18 protein-coding genes and 2 tRNA genes are annotated in these 15989 nt (G+C 45.8%); 6 read left to right on the top strand and 14 right to left on the bottom strand.

Going from position 1 to position 15989, the window contains the following annotated elements; all coding sequences use genetic code 11:
- Positions 1-49 precede the first annotated feature (49 nt).
- The 3 genes from bamC to HMPREF3144_RS03180 form a co-directional block, all read right to left on the bottom strand.
- Positions 50-1183 carry an outer membrane protein assembly factor BamC gene (gene bamC, locus HMPREF3144_RS03190; protein WP_083290371.1) on the bottom strand — a complete coding sequence of 378 codons (1134 nt, stop codon included), beginning with the start codon at positions 1181-1183 and terminating at the stop codon, positions 50-52.
- A gap of 47 nt (positions 1184-1230) precedes the next feature.
- On the bottom strand, positions 1231-2127 hold the full coding sequence (dapA, locus tag HMPREF3144_RS03185) for a 4-hydroxy-tetrahydrodipicolinate synthase (protein WP_082145009.1): 897 nt from the start codon (positions 2125-2127) through the stop codon (positions 1231-1233).
- Between the two features lie 111 nt (positions 2128-2238).
- Positions 2239-2862, bottom strand: coding sequence for an L-threonylcarbamoyladenylate synthase (locus HMPREF3144_RS03180; protein ID WP_070476365.1), 624 nt, complete (start codon positions 2860-2862; stop codon positions 2239-2241).
- Positions 2863-3100: 238 nt separating this feature from the next.
- Here HMPREF3144_RS03180 and HMPREF3144_RS03175 point away from each other — a divergent pair, with 238 nt between their 5' ends.
- A complete protein-coding gene (locus HMPREF3144_RS03175) occupies positions 3101-3559 on the top strand; it encodes a single-stranded DNA-binding protein (RefSeq protein WP_246823842.1) in 459 nt (152 codons plus the stop codon).
- 330 nt (positions 3560-3889) lie between these two features.
- On the opposite strand, the gene HMPREF3144_RS11990 is transcribed toward HMPREF3144_RS03175, so the two are convergent.
- The gene (locus HMPREF3144_RS11990; protein WP_181778362.1) at positions 3890-4144 is read right to left on the bottom strand and encodes a hypothetical protein; all 255 of its coding nucleotides are present in this window, start codon (positions 4142-4144) and stop codon (positions 3890-3892) included.
- Positions 4032-4466: a hypothetical protein gene (locus HMPREF3144_RS11770; RefSeq protein ID WP_210394289.1), complete on the bottom strand. Its 435-nt coding sequence runs from the start codon at positions 4464-4466 to the stop codon at positions 4032-4034. Before HMPREF3144_RS11770 ends, HMPREF3144_RS11990 begins: the two co-directional genes overlap by 113 nt.
- Positions 4467-4681: 215 nt before the next feature.
- On the opposite strand from HMPREF3144_RS11770, the gene modA reads away from it, so the two are divergent.
- From modA to HMPREF3144_RS03150, 4 genes are read left to right on the top strand one after another with little or no spacing between them, the layout of a single operon-like run.
- Positions 4682-5479: a molybdate ABC transporter substrate-binding protein gene (modA, locus tag HMPREF3144_RS03165; protein ID WP_070476361.1), complete on the top strand. Its 798-nt coding sequence runs from the start codon at positions 4682-4684 to the stop codon at positions 5477-5479.
- A 35-nt stretch (positions 5480-5514) separates the two neighbouring features.
- Positions 5515-6189, top strand: a complete 675-nt coding sequence (gene modB, locus HMPREF3144_RS03160; protein WP_070476359.1) for a molybdate ABC transporter permease subunit — start codon at positions 5515-5517, stop codon at positions 6187-6189.
- 12 nt (positions 6190-6201) lie between these two features.
- Positions 6202-6975 (top strand): ATP-binding cassette domain-containing protein, encoded by a 774-nt coding sequence (locus HMPREF3144_RS03155; RefSeq protein WP_070476357.1) that lies wholly within the window; start codon positions 6202-6204, stop codon positions 6973-6975.
- Between the two features lie 8 nt (positions 6976-6983).
- The gene (locus HMPREF3144_RS03150) at positions 6984-7412 is read left to right on the top strand and encodes a TOBE domain-containing protein (RefSeq protein WP_070476354.1); all 429 of its coding nucleotides are present in this window, start codon (positions 6984-6986) and stop codon (positions 7410-7412) included.
- A 15-nt stretch (positions 7413-7427) separates the two neighbouring features.
- On the opposite strand, the gene HMPREF3144_RS03145 is transcribed toward HMPREF3144_RS03150, so the two are convergent.
- Entirely contained in the window at positions 7428-8225 is a 798-nt protein-coding gene (locus tag HMPREF3144_RS03145) for a TOBE domain-containing protein (protein WP_018027005.1), read from the bottom strand.
- Between the two features lie 307 nt (positions 8226-8532).
- Between HMPREF3144_RS03145 and HMPREF3144_RS11375 the strand changes: the two genes are divergently transcribed.
- Entirely contained in the window at positions 8533-8742 is a 210-nt protein-coding gene (locus HMPREF3144_RS11375) for a (2Fe-2S)-binding protein (protein ID WP_081606603.1), read from the top strand.
- Between the two features lie 79 nt (positions 8743-8821).
- Here the strand turns inward: HMPREF3144_RS11375 and bfr (HMPREF3144_RS03140) are convergent, their stop codons facing one another.
- The 8 genes from bfr (HMPREF3144_RS03140) to mutS form a co-directional block, all read right to left on the bottom strand.
- Positions 8822-9301 carry a bacterioferritin gene (gene bfr / locus HMPREF3144_RS03140; RefSeq protein ID WP_070476352.1) on the bottom strand — a complete coding sequence of 160 codons (480 nt, stop codon included), beginning with the start codon at positions 9299-9301 and terminating at the stop codon, positions 8822-8824.
- A 12-nt stretch (positions 9302-9313) separates the two neighbouring features.
- Positions 9314-9787: a bacterioferritin gene (gene bfr / locus HMPREF3144_RS03135; protein WP_036559518.1), complete on the bottom strand. Its 474-nt coding sequence runs from the start codon at positions 9785-9787 to the stop codon at positions 9314-9316.
- A gap of 73 nt (positions 9788-9860) precedes the next feature.
- Entirely contained in the window at positions 9861-11213 is a 1353-nt protein-coding gene (locus tag HMPREF3144_RS03130) for an MATE family efflux transporter (RefSeq protein WP_070476350.1), read from the bottom strand.
- A gap of 146 nt (positions 11214-11359) precedes the next feature.
- Positions 11360-11773 (bottom strand): DUF1828 domain-containing protein, encoded by a 414-nt coding sequence (locus tag HMPREF3144_RS03125; RefSeq protein WP_070476348.1) that lies wholly within the window; start codon positions 11771-11773, stop codon positions 11360-11362.
- A 9-nt stretch (positions 11774-11782) separates the two neighbouring features.
- Positions 11783-12265, bottom strand: coding sequence for a hypothetical protein (locus tag HMPREF3144_RS03120; protein ID WP_070476346.1), 483 nt, complete (start codon positions 12263-12265; stop codon positions 11783-11785).
- 580 nt (positions 12266-12845) lie between these two features.
- Positions 12846-12921 (bottom strand) — tRNA-His (locus HMPREF3144_RS03115).
- A 137-nt stretch (positions 12922-13058) separates the two neighbouring features.
- Positions 13059-13135 (bottom strand) — tRNA-Arg (locus tag HMPREF3144_RS03110).
- Positions 13136-13252: 117 nt separating this feature from the next.
- Positions 13253-15862, bottom strand: a complete 2610-nt coding sequence (mutS, locus tag HMPREF3144_RS03105) for a DNA mismatch repair protein MutS (RefSeq protein ID WP_141742711.1) — start codon at positions 15860-15862, stop codon at positions 13253-13255.
- Positions 15863-15989: the final 127 nt, after the last annotated feature.

The raw sequence follows: 15989 nt of genomic DNA, 5'->3' as shown, positions 1-15989 counted from the left end.
TCGCCTAAGCGAACGGAGCTTGATAAAAACGCTGATTAGTATGTGGGCACTAGAAGCGTTCGCTAATCACGCGTAGGATACGTTTACCCGTTTGTGAGTTTTCCGGCTGGCCTTGTTGGTTATACACGGAAATCATTGAACCACCAGCTTGTGGCGTCACTTTGACGGTGTAGGGGAGGGGCGTGATATTGCCGTGATCACCCCAGAGGCGACTGATAAAGTTACCAGCCTGACGCTTTTCACCCGTATCCGTATCTAGATAACGTACCACATAGCTACCCTCAGCCAGATCGGATTGATCAATGGTAAAACCGGCGCTATGCAGGGCGCTACCGACACGACGCCAGGTATCATCTGCGGAAAGCGATGAGCTTAAGGCGCTTTGTCCATCGACTGGGGTCAGTAACTGCTCTTGTGCTTGTGCTGTCGCACCGACGACCTGCGCTTCACGCACAGCGTTACGAGCGCGCTCTTCCTCGGCACCTAGATAGACCATTAAACGTGATAGCATCACGGCGTTTAAGCCTGGGTCCTCTTCGGCAGGAAGCCATCTAAAGGTGGTGGCGTCGCGATCCATCGCCGTTTCAACCATGCGTTGGTGGTTGATGTAGATCTCGGTCTGATTGCCGTTGCGCTCAAGACGGGTAGTAAAACGCTCACGCTCACCACTGTCAGAGACCATATCAATAATGGAGCCTAGGGCACGACGTAAGAAGTTGCCAGGGATCTTGGCACGGTTTTCAGCCCAGTCAGTTTCAATAATACCTGCTTGAGGATTATCACGATTAATGGTAAAGCCCTCGTTGTTCCAGAAAGAAACTAGACGTGGGTACACATCATTGGCATCGGCATTAATCTGTAACCAACGGGTATCGCCACTACGCATCACCTTCATGCCGGCAACCTCTGGCAGTACATTGACCCCCTGATTGGCAGCGGCTTTTTGCTGTGCTTCATTATAAACTCGTGCAGACGCCGTGCCGCCAGTCAGGCTGTATTGGGGATTACTGATTTGGGCGTTAGATAGATCGGGCGGTAAGCTTAAAGGATCGCCGCGCACCGTGCTCTTATAGTCAACTTGATCTTGAGTCAGTAAGTCTTGGACTGAACTACAACCAGTAATTGCCACAGTTGCACCGGTAGCTAAGACCAAGAAACGAAATTTTGTGTGCAGTTTTAGCATGTATGGTAATTCCTTATGGAAAGGCTTTTTAGACCATTAAATAGAGATTAAATAAGACCGACTTCTTTGAGCGCTGCATCAACCAATGCCTTAGTCGCCTCGCTAGGCTCAACCAAGGGTAAGCGATAGCCTAACTGCGTCTTGCCCATCTTGGCTAAAGCGTACTTAACCGGAATTGGGTTGGCTTCAGCAAAGAGCACTTTATTAAGTGTTGAAAGCTTAGCATTTAATTCGCGCACCTTGGGTAAATCACCCGCTAGTGCCGCAAAACACAATTCATGCATAAGACGTGGTGCGACGTTTGCCGTGACTGAGATATTGGCTTGACCGCCCAATAAAATCAAGGCGGCCGCCGTTGGATCATCACCACTCATAATTTGGAAATCGGCTGGCTTATACTTCATCAGCTGACCGAGGCGTGAAATATCACCCGTCGCGTCCTTGATACCAATAATGCCGGGCACCTCGGCTAAGCGCAGAATCGTGTCATTTGACATGTCGGCGACGGTGCGGCCAGGTACATTGTATAAAAGAATGGGTAGCTCGCTATGTTCAGCAATGTATTTAAAATGCTGATACAGACCCTCTTGGGTTGGCTTATTGTAATAGGGGACCACGGATAAGCCCGCTTGGGCACCGGCCTTTTGCGCGTCAATCGTTAACTGCAAGGCCTCTTTGGTGCTATTACCGCCCACGCCGGCAATAATCGGGATGCGACCGTCAGCAAACTCTACCGCAGTAGAAAGTAGGGCGGCATGCTCTTCAAAGTTAATCGTGGGCGACTCACCGGAAGTGCCAATCACTACCAGACCATCACTTTTTTCCTCAACATGCCAATCAATCAGCTTTTTAAAAGCCTCATAGTCTACATCGCCATTAGGGAGCATCGGCGTCACTAGCGCCGGGATACTGCCCCTAAAAACGGGGTAAGAGTTGCTTGACATAATCACATCCTTAAATAACAAATCGTATGAAACTGAATAATAGTCTTAACCCCTTAGTTTACATGAAAAGTTCATCTTAAAATAAAGAAAATCGGGGCGCTAGTTAATAAGCTATAGGCCAATGGTGGCTGGGTCGCCGGAGCCTCGACGCACAATTTCTGCCGGGTTTTGGGTTAAATCGATCACGGTAGTACCAACGCCACGACATGGACCAGCATCGATAATGCCAGCAAGCTCGTGCTTGTACTCTGCTGCAAAGTCCTCGATATTGGTAAAAGGCTCACTCTTCTCAGGGGCGATAAAGGTGGTGGCTAACAGCGGCTCCCCCAGGGTTTCCAAAAGCATCAGCGTGACTTTATGAGCGGGTACACGAATGCCAATAGTTTTACGAGAGCGATGATGTACCCGGCGCGGCACGTCCTTGGTCGCTTCCAAAATAAAGGTCCAAGGACCTGGGGTGGCTGATTTTAATAGACGGTATTGTTGATTATCCACATGAGCAAATTTGGCAATCTCTGATAAATCGCGGCACATTAGCGTCAAGTGATGGCGGTCGTCTAAACCGCGTAGGGAGCGCAATTTGTCGGCGGCGTTTTTATCATCTAAGCGGGCAACAAGGGCATAACTGGAATCCGTCGGTATGGCTAAAATACCGCCATTAGCCAATAGCCCGGCGGCCTGATTGATGAGTCGTTGTTGCGGATCGTCGGGGTGTAGTTCATATACAATAGCCATCGCATATCCTCTTGTGGTTGTTGTGAACAATACCATTCATCTTAAATTAATCAAATCAAGATTGCTAGACCTAAATTTGCTTCAATAGCGCTTACTGTTAGGGTGGACAAATAGCTCCGCCTACGGATGACAAAGCGCACGCTTTGCTCTAAAGTGATAAATGAGGTATGAGCCTTGGCGCAGTTCATGAGCTAGCAACTCAGCGAGCCGCGCCTTTTTTAATCCGACAGTAGAGGAGATGGATATGACATCTTGCATTAATGAAGTTGTTTTGATGGGTAATTTAGGTCATCAGCCGGAGCTTAGATATTTTCAAGATGGTAAGCCGCACTTGCGGGTTTCATTGGCAACCACTGAGAAGTGGCGCGATCGTAGTAATGGCGCTTTATTGAGTGATACCCAATGGCATACGGTGTTGTTTAAGGGTACCCTAGCAAAGCGCGTCAGTGACTATATGGATGTCGGCGATAAGCTATGGTTGCGTGGACGGATTAAAAATCGTCAATACACGGATGATGAGGGTGTGGTGAGGACGATTTGTGAGGTGCATGCGCGCGAGCTTAAGATGATTTGGTCAAAAAATCGCAGTCAGGCGATGGAGTCCGAAGCGATTGAATTTGAGGATGGGGTATCGGAGTTTTTTGAGCATGAGGAATCTTCGCCATTTGCGGAGGATGCGCAAGAGAGCGTAAATTAGTTGTGAGCTAGTGGTATTGGGGGCGACGATTGCTGATGTCGTATCGCTAGCGCAATGCTTAGCAATCGTCGCATGGCTTAAGCTTCTGTTGTAGGCTGCAGCGAGGCTCAGATGGTCAGACCCGTTGCTGTTTATTTGCGCACTAGAGGTTTAGTTAGGCTTAAGCGTGACCTTAATATCTGCAGGCTTAGCATAGTAGGGGGAGGAGGTGGCTAGCACGGGTACTCCCGTGGCTGCATAGTCCTGGATGTTGCTGCGGTTGATACCGCCAGCGGCAATGAGTTGCCCCTGAAAGTCTAGTTGTGCTGCTAGATTCAGTGCTTCAAGGATCTACTGTGGGCTGAATTTATCAAGTTGGATGATGTCGGGCTTTGCTTTGATAGCTAGTTCCGTTTCGCTCATGCTGTCCGCTTCCACCATGATTTTTTTCTCGGGCGCGCTGTGACGTAATTGTTCAATATGCTGCTGCCAATCAAAGGGCTGCGGTAGGCAACAGCCGAGTGCCGGGGCTGCTTTTGCGGGTGCAGGCGATTTGTACCTGTGGGTTTTGCGTGCGTGCTTGTTGTACCAGTTCAGAGGCAGCATGGGCCACACCACAGCTCCATTCGAGGATGTTTTGTACCACTTTCCAGCCTTGATGCAGGGCGGCGATATCACCCTCTGCACACAAAAGTACTTGCGGCTCAGTGATATTCATGTCATCTGCAAGCGCTGCGGTGACCTTTAACCCGAGTTTGTTTAAAAGACGCTCGGACAGTTTAATGCCGCTTGTGGTTGTGGGCTGGCGATTAGTAAATGTCATCCGTCCTGGTTTTCCGTGTAGGCCAAGGCTGCGGGTCGTTAGGTCGCCCATACTGATATCTTCAAGTAAGTAATACTCAAGCAAACTATCTGGCATATAAATCATCTATCTATCCTAAGGATTAATATCGAACTCGATATATTTTTAAAAACATATTGAAATGATTGCGTTTTGAATGTCACATATCATAAAATACCATTATTAGTAGATAGTTTGATAGTGATATATTTTTATTAATATATCGTATGCTGATGGTTTTTACCCGCCATCAGCATTCCCCCTTAATTCGATTCCCCCTTAATTCGATTAGGAGCTTTTAGATGAAGCGTACTTTACTTTCAATAGCGGCGCTTGGTGCTGTTTTGATTTCTCCACTTGCGGTGGCGGATACGATTGCGGTTTCTGCTGCTGCTAGCCTGACAAATGCTTATACCGAACTCGGTAAAGCCTTTGAGGCTAAAAATCCTGAGCACAAAGTAGAGTTTAACTTCGGTGCTTCAGGTACGTTATTGCAACAGATTCTTCAGGGCGCACCGGTGGATGTGTTTGCCTCAGCTGATCAGCAAACCATGGATAAGGCCGTGGAAGAGGGTATGGTCAAAAAGGATAGCCGTGTCGATTTTATCGGCAATGGCTTGGTATTGATTGTGCCTAAAGATAGTAAGCTTAGCTTTGATTCATTAGAGCAATTAACAGCGGATAATGTTGAGCATATTGCGATGGGTAATCCGGATACCACGCCTAATGCTCGTTATGCGCGTGCCGCCCTGCAAAAAGAGGGTCTATGGGAAAAGGTTGAGCCTAAATTAGTACTTGCATCTAACGTGCGTCAGAGTTTGAGCTACGTGAGCCGTGGTGAAGTTGAAGCAGGCTTTGTGTTTTCTACCGATGCCAAGCAGGATGAGGATAAGGTAAACGTGGCTTTAGTTATCCCTACGGTGGCTGCTGGTGAAAAAGCTGGTGAGTGGGTACCTAATCCTATCGTTTATCCTATCGCTGAAACCACACAGACTAAATCTAAAGTTTCTGCTGATTTTATTGCTTATGTCCTATCCGATGAGGGTCAGGCGATTTTAGCGAAGTACGGCTTTATTCCTATTAAGGACATGGATAAGTAGTTTGATTGATAGCCGTTACAACAAGGTAGTATTGCATGGAGTGGTTTAGTCCTCAAGACTTAAGCGCCTTAAAGCTGACGCTTAAGGTGTCTATCTACGCAACGTTTTTCGCCTTTCTCTTAGGTATTATGTTTGCGTGGGTCCTAGCCCGTTTTAATTTCTTCGGAAAAAACGTGGTGGATGCGATACTTACCTTGCCTATGGTCTTACCGCCAACCGTCCTAGGTTATTATCTATTGGTACTGTTTGGGCGTCGCGGTACGTTTGGCCCTTGGTTAGAAAAGGTCTTTGGTCTACAGTTAGTCTTTACTTGGCAGGGGGCGGTGGTGGCTGCGACGGTAGTAGCAGTCCCCTTAGTCTTTAAATCGGCACGGGCGGCCTTTGAGGATGTACAGAAAAATCTCGAATATGCAGCACGCACGCTGGGTTCCAGAGGGCTTGGCGTGTTTTTTCGGGTGAGTTTGCCGCTGGCAGCGCGCGGTATTACCGCTGGTGTCTTATTAGCTTTTGCCCGCGCAATGGGTGAGTTTGGTGCGACCTTAATGCTTGCTGGTAATTTGCCAGGGCGTACGCAAACCTTGTCGATGGCGGTTTATGATGCGGTACAGGCTGGTGATGATTTCCGCGCAAACGCTTTAGTGCTGCTGATATCTGTTGTGTGCGTGACTATTCTTGCGGCATCCGGTTATTGGTTGGCACCGAAGCGTTAGTGGACTAGAACGATGCATTTAAGCGTTAAGTTTGAACTCAATCTTAAGCAAAAATCGGGCAGAAATAAGCGCGAGTTCCCTATGTCGGTGGAATTTGATACGGCCACTGATCGCACCGTGATTTTTGGTCCCTCGGGTTGCGGCAAAAGTGTGACCTTGCAGGTAATTGCTGGCTTGATTCGACCAAGCAAAGGCTATATTAAACTCGCCGATCGTGTGCTATTTGATAGCGAAAAAAATATTTTTGTGCCGCCGCATCGACGACGTATTGGTATCGTGTTTCAGGACTATGCACTGTTTCCTCATATGAATGTCTTGGAAAATACCGCTTACTCCCTACGTCACTGGCCTTTGCCGCTTGGCGCAGCCGCCAAAGAAAAAACCATGACCATGCTGGAGACCTTAGGTATTGCTGATTTGGCCTACAGTTTGCCGAGTCAATTATCTGGTGGGCAGCGTCAGCGCGTGGCGTTGGGAAGAGCCTTATTAACCGAGCCAGATCTGTTATTACTAGATGAACCGTTGTCAGCGCTTGATGTGATGTTGCGTGTTAGAATGCGCGAGGAATTAGCTCAAATCCAGGAGCGATTTAATGTGCCGATGCTGATGATTACTCATGATTTAGAGGATATTAAGGCATTGGCTGATCATATAATTCTCTTTGGGCGAGGCGTCATTAGCGAGCGTCTGCCTTTCCGTCAGATGCAAGCGAAGCTTGGCAAAGAGCACGCTTGGCAACAAATTATGGACGCCTGCCAAAGAGATTTTGATAATTTTAAGCTTTAGGAGAGTCTATGAAAACTAGCGCACGTAATCAATTTGAAGGCACCGTTAAATCCATCACCACCGGTTCAGTTAATGACGAGGTCACACTCGAAATTGCTAACGGTGCGTTAATCACAGCCATTATTACTAAAGAAAGTACCGCGCATTTAGGCCTCACTGAGGGTGCTAAAGCCTTTGCTTTAGTTAAGGCTTCGTCGGTGATTCTAGCAACAGACTTAGAAGGTGTTAAGCTTTCAACGCGTAATCAATTAACCGGTACCGTGACCGAATTAAATAAGGGCGCAGTGAATGCTGAGGTAGCACTTGAAGTTGCGCCGAGCATGGTGATTACGACCATTGTGACCAATCAAAGTGTGGATAATTTAGGCTTAGCACCCGGTGTTAAGGCGACAGCTATTATCAAGGCCTCACACGTGATTGTTGGCACCAAGGCCTAAACAGCCATCAACTGATTAAAAGGTGGCAATAATCACCTGCTTAGGATCAAAGGCGGCGTAAACGGTTGCGCCGCATTCTGGGGCTTGGGATGCATCATCAATCATGGCAGCGATGGTTTGACCGCTTTTAAGATGAATTAGTAGTTCAGCTCCGCCTGCCTCATCTCGATCAACTGCCTCTAGTACGCCCTCTAAGGCCTCTGTACTGTCTTGACTGAGCGAGATCATGGGTGCTTTAATTAGCGCAAAGACTTGTTGACCTACAGAAAGCTTCATTTCATCAATGCTTTTTTGGGTAATCATGGCCTGAATTTCTTGCGCTGCGCCCAGATTTAAGCGCACCATAATACGATGTCCCCGTTTTTCTAGGGCTTGGATACTACACGATAGCTGATTTCTAGCACTGGTACGAAGTTGCAAGCGTGGACTTGGCTCAACGGCAAAATCATTAATATTAGCGTAGCGCTGCTCTAGGGATATCAGCATCGCCTGGTATTCACTTTCAATGTGACGATAAAATGCAATCAACTTTTTACCATAGTCAGTGATGCGAGAGCCGCCACCTCGTCGACCACCCTTAATACTAATCACCACCGGTTCATCCGCGAGGGTATTAATCGCATTTAGCATATCCCAGGCTGTTTTGTAGCCCATGCCAAGTTGTCGAGCGGCTTCGGCAATGGAACGACCTGATTCGATTTGTTCCAATAGCTCAATCCGACCAGGGCCTAAAAAGGTACCATGATGGCGCTCAATCCAAAAGCGACCTTGAAAGCGGATAGCATCATCGTGATTTTGATTGCTTTGACTCATGACTATAAATTGCTCAGTTACTATGCTATATGCTAGCATTTTTGATGGCTTTTGGCTTATCAGTGAGAGTGAAGAGCGATTGTATGTCTCAATAAGTAGTGTCACTCATTTGTTGTAAAAAAGACCGGTAGTACTTGAGTTTGATAATGAGAACAGTTATCATTATGTATAGTTTTAATGATGAACACAATGATATATTTTAATCTGAGTCGATCTTCTATTTGCAGTAGCTTTTGATTTAGTTGTTAGTGATAGGCCGCAAGCATAGAAGCATCAGCAGTATAGTACTGTTTCAGGGGGAGACTTTATGTACGTTTGTCTTTGTAATGCCATTACAGATCGCCAGATTCAGGAGAGTGTGGCAGCAGGCACAGTAAACTCATTCAGTGACTTGCAGGCGGAATTAGGTGTAGCGACCTGCTGTGGCTGCTGTGCTGAGGTAGCGAGTTCCTATCTTAAAAACCCTCAGCTACGTTCAGTGGAAGTGAGTGATTTGAGCGAGACAGTTAAACTCTAGTTAGATTTCAGTTTGTAAGCAGTAAAATAGCCGAGATAAGAATTTTATCTCGGCTATTTTTGTGTTGGCTTTAAATGCGCTATTCAGGCGTTCTTTCTACCACGGTTTGTAGATAGTTTTCTGTGCCAAGCTCCTCGATCAGCTCAAGCTCCATCTGTAGCCAGTCCCAGTGGTCTTCATTATGCGTTTTTAGCTTTTCTAAAAGATCACGCGTCACGAAGTCCTCTAACTCCTCAGCTAGCTTGATCGACTCCATCAGCACCTCATCCTTAAGCTCTTCGGTTTTGATGTCGCAGTTAAGGGTTTCAACTGGACTTTCACCAATGTAAAGCTTACCGAGATCCTGTAAGTTTGGCAGACCCTCTAGCAGTAAAATGCGTTCAATGATGTCGTCGGCAAACTTCATATCAGCAATGGATTCCTTGTAGATATGCTTGCCTAAGGCATCAAAGCCCCAGTTTTTATGCATGCGACCATGCAAAAAGTACTGGTTAATTGAGGTTAAATACACTCGTAGCGTTTTATTTAAAGCCTGTATAACCTGACGATCGCCTTTCATACAAGCTCCTTATTAAACTTGGCTCTGTAAGTAGTTTTTAAGACCCATATGGTCAATGAGGTTTAACTGCTGCTCAAGCCAATGTGCATGATCCTCTTCAGTGTCTTTTAACTGCTCAACCAGCATTTGACGAGTCACATAGTCTTGGTGCTTTTCACAAAGCACAATGCCTTTTTTAAGATTAGCCTGAACCTCTAACTCGAGTTTTAAGTCATTTTTCAGCATCTGCACCACATCCGAGCCGATGTTAACTTCTGAAGGTGCTGACACAGGGGTGCCACCAAGCATCAAAATACGACGAATAAAGTCATGTGCGTGACCTGTTTCATCATCCATTTCATGATCGATGCGCTCAAATAACTTGTTATAACCCCACTCAGCATACATGCGTGAATGGATAAAATACTGATCACGTGCCGCTAATTCACCGGCTAATAACTTGTTCATGTAGTCAATGATCTCTGGATGACCTTTTAAACCCTTCATACTTAACTCCTTATGTTGTTAACTAGTCGTTATAACTTAATTATAACAGGATCAACTTATGTAAAACATCCTTTTAGTCTTGCCACTTTGTTTGATTGACTATTCTCGGATAGTAACGTAATAGCACTAGACCGCGCACAATCACAAATATAATCAAGGCGAGCCAGAGACCGTTATTAGCAAGCGGGCCGATAAGTAAATAACCGCTTAATAGCATGCTTAGAAAGGCGATGACGGTGGAATTGCGCATGGCTTTACTATCCGTCACACCGACAAAAATACCGTCTAGCTGAAAGGTTGCAAAGGCGATAAAAATATAGCCAGCAGCAAAGACTTTATGTTGATTGGCGATGCTTTGCAATTCGGCATCCGGCGTTAGGGCTTGGATAAAAAATTGACCGCAGAAAAGCAGTAATAACGCGAGTAGCAGGGAGCTAAAGGCAGCTATGACGCTGTTATCGATGACCGCTCGCAAAAAGCGCTGTCTTTTTTTTGCGCCATAGGCTTGACCGACCTGCATTTCAGTGACATTAGCAAAACCATCTAAAAAATAGGTTGCCATGGAAATAAACTGCAGCAGAATATGATTGGCAGCCAAGGTGGCATCACCGAAACTCGCTCCTTGACGGGCGAACCAGCCAAAACCGGCAAGTAGCGCCAAGGTGCGAATCATAATATCGCTATTTACTAGAAATAAAGCCTTAATTTTAGTGCTATCAAAAATTTGTACCGAGAGTCTTTGATAATGTGAGCGCAGGGGAAGTATATCGAGCTTTTTGATAATTAAAAGCAGACCGTAACCAAGCGTCACCCATTCGGCAATTAAGGTGCCAAGCGCAATGCCCTTAACACCCATCGCTAAAAACACCACAAAGAACACGTTTAAAAGCATATTCAAGCCATTCAAAAGCAGTTGAATCACAAGAATTTGCTTGGTCCAACCGAGACCAATAAAAATCCCCATCAGCGCAAAGGTGATCAAAGTGGCGGGCGCACCCCAAATGCGAATGATGAAATAGTCTTTGACTAAGGCATTAACTTCGGGGCTGGCGGATAAAAAATAGCTGGCTATGCTGCGGATGGGCTGCTGTAGTATGATGAGTGCCAAGCCGATAACGGTGCCTAGCATCAGGGTTCTAAATACCACGGTCAGCAATTCATCGTCGTTATTTGCACCCACGGCTTGGGAAATAAAGCCTGTCGTGCCAATGCGCAAAAAGCTGAAAGCCCAGTAAACAAAGCTGAAAATTAGCGAGGCTAAAGCAATCGCCGCCAGATCGGCTGTTTGACCCGTTTGCCCGATCACGGCGGTATCAACCAGTCCCAGCAAGGGTACCGAAGCATTTGCCAGAATAATAGGCAGTGCTAATCGGAACAGCTTCAGATAGCTGGAAAAATCATTAAACAATGGTATACGAGTGGGCATTAAAGATTGTGAGGAATGGGTTGATTGTAAGGCGGCTGCTAGGCTCAGGGCTTATTATAGCAGACCCCTATGTCACGCCCGTCGTACGATAGGCTTGCGGCTTGAGTGGCTGAAAAGTGGTTATTTAAGTCGCCATGCTTTTAGGGCTATTTAATTGTCTCGATAATATTAAGATCAATATTTATGTTTTCTTTTTCCCATGCGATTATATCTAAAAGGGCGCTTAGGTAGCTTGCAAAGCCGATTGAAGCCTCAGCGATTGAAGATGTTTTTTCTAAAATATTCTTCTCAAAAGTTAAGTTGTTTTTGGAGGCAATGGCGCTTAAAAAACTATATGTTATGTTTTTCTTAGCTCCGCTTAATCCTCTACCCAGAAAATGCAGAGCAAGCTCTCCATCATCAAAAAATCGTATGTGACTGTTGGCTATTTTCTCAACATAAAGCGGGAGCGTGTCTCCGTCCTCAAAAGTAAATGGCGTAGCAACGTAAACCACCGTGCTTTCTTCGTTTAAGGGGTGGCATTCAAAACCTGTCATTTCAGCAAAGCTTTTACAAATCATAGTATGCCCTTATAATTCAAATGTTTCTGGGGCTCGTGGTCTCTTGTCAAAGTCAATACGTACCCGCGAGCAAAAATGGGAAAATGCTTGTTCAAAATCCCAATCAAGCCAATCCAACGAGCCATTCACGCGCCCCTCGGGATTGCGTCCTATATGTTCATGCGGCAGATTATGCCCAAAACTCTTTTTAATATTTTTAAAGCTTTTGATTTCTAATTGGTAATAGCGAGTAGTACCCTTGTCTTTATATTCTACCTTTAACAAAGTGAATTTAAATAGTCTTTTCTTTGTCTTTGGTGAGTATTGTATCAATAATTCTACGATGAATTTTGTGCGTTCCAAGCTGTACTTATCAAGTAGACCAAACGATAATTCGTAAGTTTCGCTAGCGTCATTAGAGAAAGACCAGTCCGGTAGATCCTCAGCATAAAGTTTCTGAGTGCTCAGAAACTTTAGTACTTCTTCATAGGGCGGTGAAGAATCAATGCTCATACCTCATACCTTTGCCCTTGTTTTCTCTGTCCTCGTAATGTTTGAATGCGATTGCAGGTGCTTATATCTGTTCGTTATGCGTTAATGTCTTCTGTGGTATAGACTGAACTGTTATCGCTGACTATTGCTAATCTTCCATCAGTTTGCACAATCAGACGCTTACTAAGCAGTAAGTCATTAAAGCTAACGATGTTAAAGTCTGCTGCTTCAAATTTATTTTATGTTTTCATGGCTGTATTGCCATCAACACACTAATCGCCTAGTTTTGGAGTACATCGCGCTTTTGCTAGATTGTTCAGAAGGTGTTGCTAAGCTTAATACGATATTGGGCTGTGGAGAACTTACATCAGGGTTAGTTTACAAGTGCTAGATGGCCAATACCTAGGGCGTGGATTTTATTATCCATGTTGAAGATGGGATAATAATACCATCAAGATGATAATTATTTAGTTTAAACTTTAATGATTTAATTCTGTATTTAAACTAAAGGCAACTAGGATCGTGGCTTATTTTTCTATTCTCATCGTTGAGAATTGAAATAATCTAAGTCAGTGTGGGAGATCGATTGAAAAGAAATTGATGGGGTGACCGATGGGGCTCGAACCCACGACAACCGGAATCACAATCCGGGACTCTACCAACTGAGCTACGGTCACCACAGAAGAATTAATAAGTATAGCAGGTAAATTTATTATGTCAATGAAAGAAGCCGCTACTACTTAAAAACTTCAGCTAGCTAGCATGGATATGTTGTTAATACTCATCATATCCTAAGACAGCTATCTCTGTTTGATGGCGCGCCAGGCGAGACTCGAACTCACAACCGCCCGCTTAGAAGGCGGGTGCTCTATCCAGTTGAGCTACTGGCACGCAAAAAAAGATATTCTACCCTATAATTTCTTTCTTGTCTAAGGCTTTAGGTTTTTTATCATTCGAAAAAGTCATCGTGCGCACCCAGTACTTGCCTCAAAGTTGCAGCAAGAAGCCTTAGTCCCCACCGAATTGGTTTTTGAGCTGATACAGTAGATCTAAAGCCTCTCGAGGGCTGAGCGAGTCTGGATCAATCGCAGCAAGACTTTCTTTAAACGCTTTTAGCTCAAGCTGATCGTCATTTGCTTGTTGATTGATTTCCTCTAGCGGGGCACTAAATAAATCCAGCTGCGGGCGCTCCTCGGCCTTTAACTCCAAGTTATCCAGCTCACGCTTCGCTTGCCGAATAACTGCCATGGGGATACCAGCTCGTTGTGCCACTTGAATACCGTAACTACGATTGGCTGGACCCTCCTTAACCTCATGTAAAAAGACTAGCCCCTGCGCAGACTCAGCCGCACTTAAATGCACATTAGCAACGTCTTCAAACTGTTCTGGCAAGCGGGTTAACTCAAAATAATGGGTAGCAAAGAGTACTAATGCTTGATTATGTGTCAATAAACGGCAGGCAATGGCCCAAGCAAGCGCAAGACCGTCGTAGGTGGATGTGCCGCGACCAATTTCATCCATCAGCACTAAGCTATTTGGCGTGGCGGCCGTTAAAATGGTTGCCGCCTCGGTCATTTCCACCATAAAGGTGGAGCGCCCGCCAGCTAAGTCATCAGCTGCACCGATACGGGTAAAAATACGATCAATTAGGCCAATTTGAGCCGCCTCAGCCGGTACGAAACTACCCATCCGCGCTAGCAATACAATTAAGGCGGTCTGTCGCATATAGGTGGATTTACCACCCATATTTGGGCCAGTCACCAACAGCATACGTCGGCGTGCATCGAGTTGGCAATCATTGGGCGTAAAGCGCTCGATGCTGCGTTCGACAATGGGGTGACGTCCTTGCCTAATGTGAATCATTGGTCCCTCAATTAATTCGGGCAGTACCCATTGATTGGCATAGGCATGATGCGCTAGGGCCTTATACACGTCTAGTTGAGCCAAGGCGTGCGAGGCCTGATGCATGGCTTCAACATGGGCTTGTAATTGTATAATTAATTGCTCAAAAAGCCATTTTTCACGGCTTAAGCAACGATCCTTAGCGGAGAGAATTTTATCTTCCCACGCCTTTAGCTCCGGCGTAATATAGCGCTCAACATTTTTCAGGGTCTGGCGACGGCGGTATTCTGTGGGAACTTTTTCGATTTGTCCCTTGCTAACCTCAATAAAAAAGCCGTGCACGCGGTTATATTCCACCCGTAAATTACTAATACCGGTTTTTTCTCGTTCACGTGCTTCTAGTTGTTGTAAAAACTCGCCACTATCAGTCGTCAATCGGCGCAACTCATCGAGTTCACTATCAAAACCGTCGGCAATCACACCACCATCTCGCAGCATCGTGGCAGGCTCCGCTGCAATGGCTCCTTGTAATAGCTGCGCTGCTTCAGGATCAATTGTTAACAGCGTATGTAGTTTAAGCAACGCCGGTGTCTCGCTAAAGTTTGCCGCAATCAATTCACATAGCGCAGGTAGTTTGACTAAGGCATCGCGTAGCGCAGCTAATTCCTTTGGCCGCACTGAGCTAAGGGCAATGCGAGTCGCCACACGCTCAATATCTGGTGTGTTTTTTAAAAAAAGCTCAAAACCCTGAATCGGATCATCGAAATGACGTGTGGTATAGAGATGATAAAAGGCCTGTACACAAAGCTGGCGCTCTAGAATCGGTGCATTGGCGCGTAAGGGGTGATGCAAAAAGCGACGCAATAAACGGCTTCCCATCGCTGTATGACAATGGTCTAACAGACTAAATAGGGTGGGACTACTGTCACCGCTAATGGTTTGGGTAATTTCTAAGTTTTTGCGGGTGACCGGATCTAAGATCAAATAGTCTTGCGTATCATCTGGCTGAATCGGTTTGATATGCGAGAGGCTACGCTTTTGTGTGTTTTCTACAAAGCTTAATAAAGCCCCGGCGGCGATGGTAGCATTGGGTAGCTCATCTAAGCCGAAGGCGGTTAAACTATCGACTGCAAAATGGCTGCAAAGCTTGGCCTCGGCAGCACTTAACTCAAAATGCCAATCTGCTGTTTTGCTATAGGCCGCCGGATAATTTAGTTCAAGCTTAAATGAATCAGCTGTAATAATTTCTGCTGGCGCAATTCGATGCACTTCGGAGGCTAAATTATCAATGGCACATTCATTTACCCTAAATTCACCGCTGGCTAAGTTCATCCACGCTAGGCCATATTTACGGTGGCGTGCTTTGTGACTAAGATAAATGGCTAACAGTGGACGATCGCTATTGCTTGGTAGCAGACTGTCATCGGTGAGGGTACCAGGGGTTACTGTGCGCACAATTTGTCGCTCGACAATGCCTTTGCTCGTTGCCGGATCGCCAATCTGCTCACAAATTGCCACAGATTCACCCATGGCGACCAAACGGGCTAAGTACTGCTCCATCGCATGCACCGGTACGCCAGCCATCGGGATAGGCTCACTGGTACCGCGGCTAGTTAGGGTGAGATTAAGTAGGCGTGCGGCTTTGATTGCATCATCATAAAACATCTCATAAAAGTCACCCATGCGATAAAACAGCAGCATCGAACCCGCTTCCTGTTTAAGCTTAAAGTATTGTCGCATCATGGGCGTATGGGATGATAAATCACTCGTTGTCATTAAAGCTATCACTTATTACTTGATTAGGAGGTGCCGCTTGCGGCTTGAAGGCTGCGGTTAAAGCGATGATTTATTGGCACTTGCTTGCAGCTACTCTGTGCGAATGTCGTGCTTAATATTATATGAC

The sequence above is a fragment of the Oligella sp. HMSC05A10 genome (assembly GCF_001808335.1).
Taxonomy (GTDB): domain Bacteria; phylum Pseudomonadota; class Gammaproteobacteria; order Burkholderiales; family Burkholderiaceae_B; genus Oligella; species Oligella urethralis.
Note: the sequence above shows the minus strand (reverse complement) of the source record. Positions and strands in the feature narration are given on the sequence as shown.

Excerpts from the sequence above, each read along its gene's own strand:
- HMPREF3144_RS03155 (WP_070476357.1), top strand. The coding sequence starts at position 6,202 with ATGCATTTAAGCGTTAAGTTTGAACTCAATCTTAAGCAAAAATCGGGC.
- HMPREF3144_RS11375 (WP_081606603.1), top strand. The coding sequence starts at position 8,533 with ATGTACGTTTGTCTTTGTAATGCCATTACAGATCGCCAGATTCAGGAG.
- HMPREF3144_RS03125 (WP_070476348.1), bottom strand. The coding sequence starts at position 11,773 with ATGATTTGTAAAAGCTTTGCTGAAATGACAGGTTTTGAATGCCACCCC.
- modA (WP_070476361.1), top strand. The coding sequence starts at position 4,682 with ATGAAGCGTACTTTACTTTCAATAGCGGCGCTTGGTGCTGTTTTGATT.
- HMPREF3144_RS03180 (WP_070476365.1), bottom strand. The coding sequence starts at position 2,862 with ATGGCTATTGTATATGAACTACACCCCGACGATCCGCAACAACGACTC.
- HMPREF3144_RS03145 (WP_018027005.1), bottom strand. The coding sequence starts at position 8,225 with ATGAGTCAAAGCAATCAAAATCACGATGATGCTATCCGCTTTCAAGGT.
- modB (WP_070476359.1), top strand. The coding sequence starts at position 5,515 with ATGGAGTGGTTTAGTCCTCAAGACTTAAGCGCCTTAAAGCTGACGCTT.
- bfr (WP_036559518.1), bottom strand. The coding sequence starts at position 9,787 with ATGAAGGGTTTAAAAGGTCATCCAGAGATCATTGACTACATGAACAAG.
- HMPREF3144_RS03150 (WP_070476354.1), top strand. The coding sequence starts at position 6,984 with ATGAAAACTAGCGCACGTAATCAATTTGAAGGCACCGTTAAATCCATC.
- HMPREF3144_RS03120 (WP_070476346.1), bottom strand. The coding sequence starts at position 12,265 with ATGAGCATTGATTCTTCACCGCCCTATGAAGAAGTACTAAAGTTTCTG.
- HMPREF3144_RS11990 (WP_181778362.1), bottom strand. The coding sequence starts at position 4,144 with ATGCTGCCTCTGAACTGGTACAACAAGCACGCACGCAAAACCCACAGG.
- HMPREF3144_RS03130 (WP_070476350.1), bottom strand. The coding sequence starts at position 11,213 with ATGCCCACTCGTATACCATTGTTTAATGATTTTTCCAGCTATCTGAAG.
- mutS (WP_141742711.1), bottom strand. The coding sequence starts at position 15,862 with ATGACAACGAGTGATTTATCATCCCATACGCCCATGATGCGACAATAC.
- bfr (WP_070476352.1), bottom strand. The coding sequence starts at position 9,301 with ATGAAAGGCGATCGTCAGGTTATACAGGCTTTAAATAAAACGCTACGA.
- bamC (WP_083290371.1), bottom strand. The coding sequence starts at position 1,183 with ATGCTAAAACTGCACACAAAATTTCGTTTCTTGGTCTTAGCTACCGGT.
- HMPREF3144_RS03175 (WP_246823842.1), top strand. The coding sequence starts at position 3,101 with ATGGATATGACATCTTGCATTAATGAAGTTGTTTTGATGGGTAATTTA.
- HMPREF3144_RS11770 (WP_210394289.1), bottom strand. The coding sequence starts at position 4,466 with ATGATTTATATGCCAGATAGTTTGCTTGAGTATTACTTACTTGAAGAT.
- dapA (WP_082145009.1), bottom strand. The coding sequence starts at position 2,127 with ATGTCAAGCAACTCTTACCCCGTTTTTAGGGGCAGTATCCCGGCGCTA.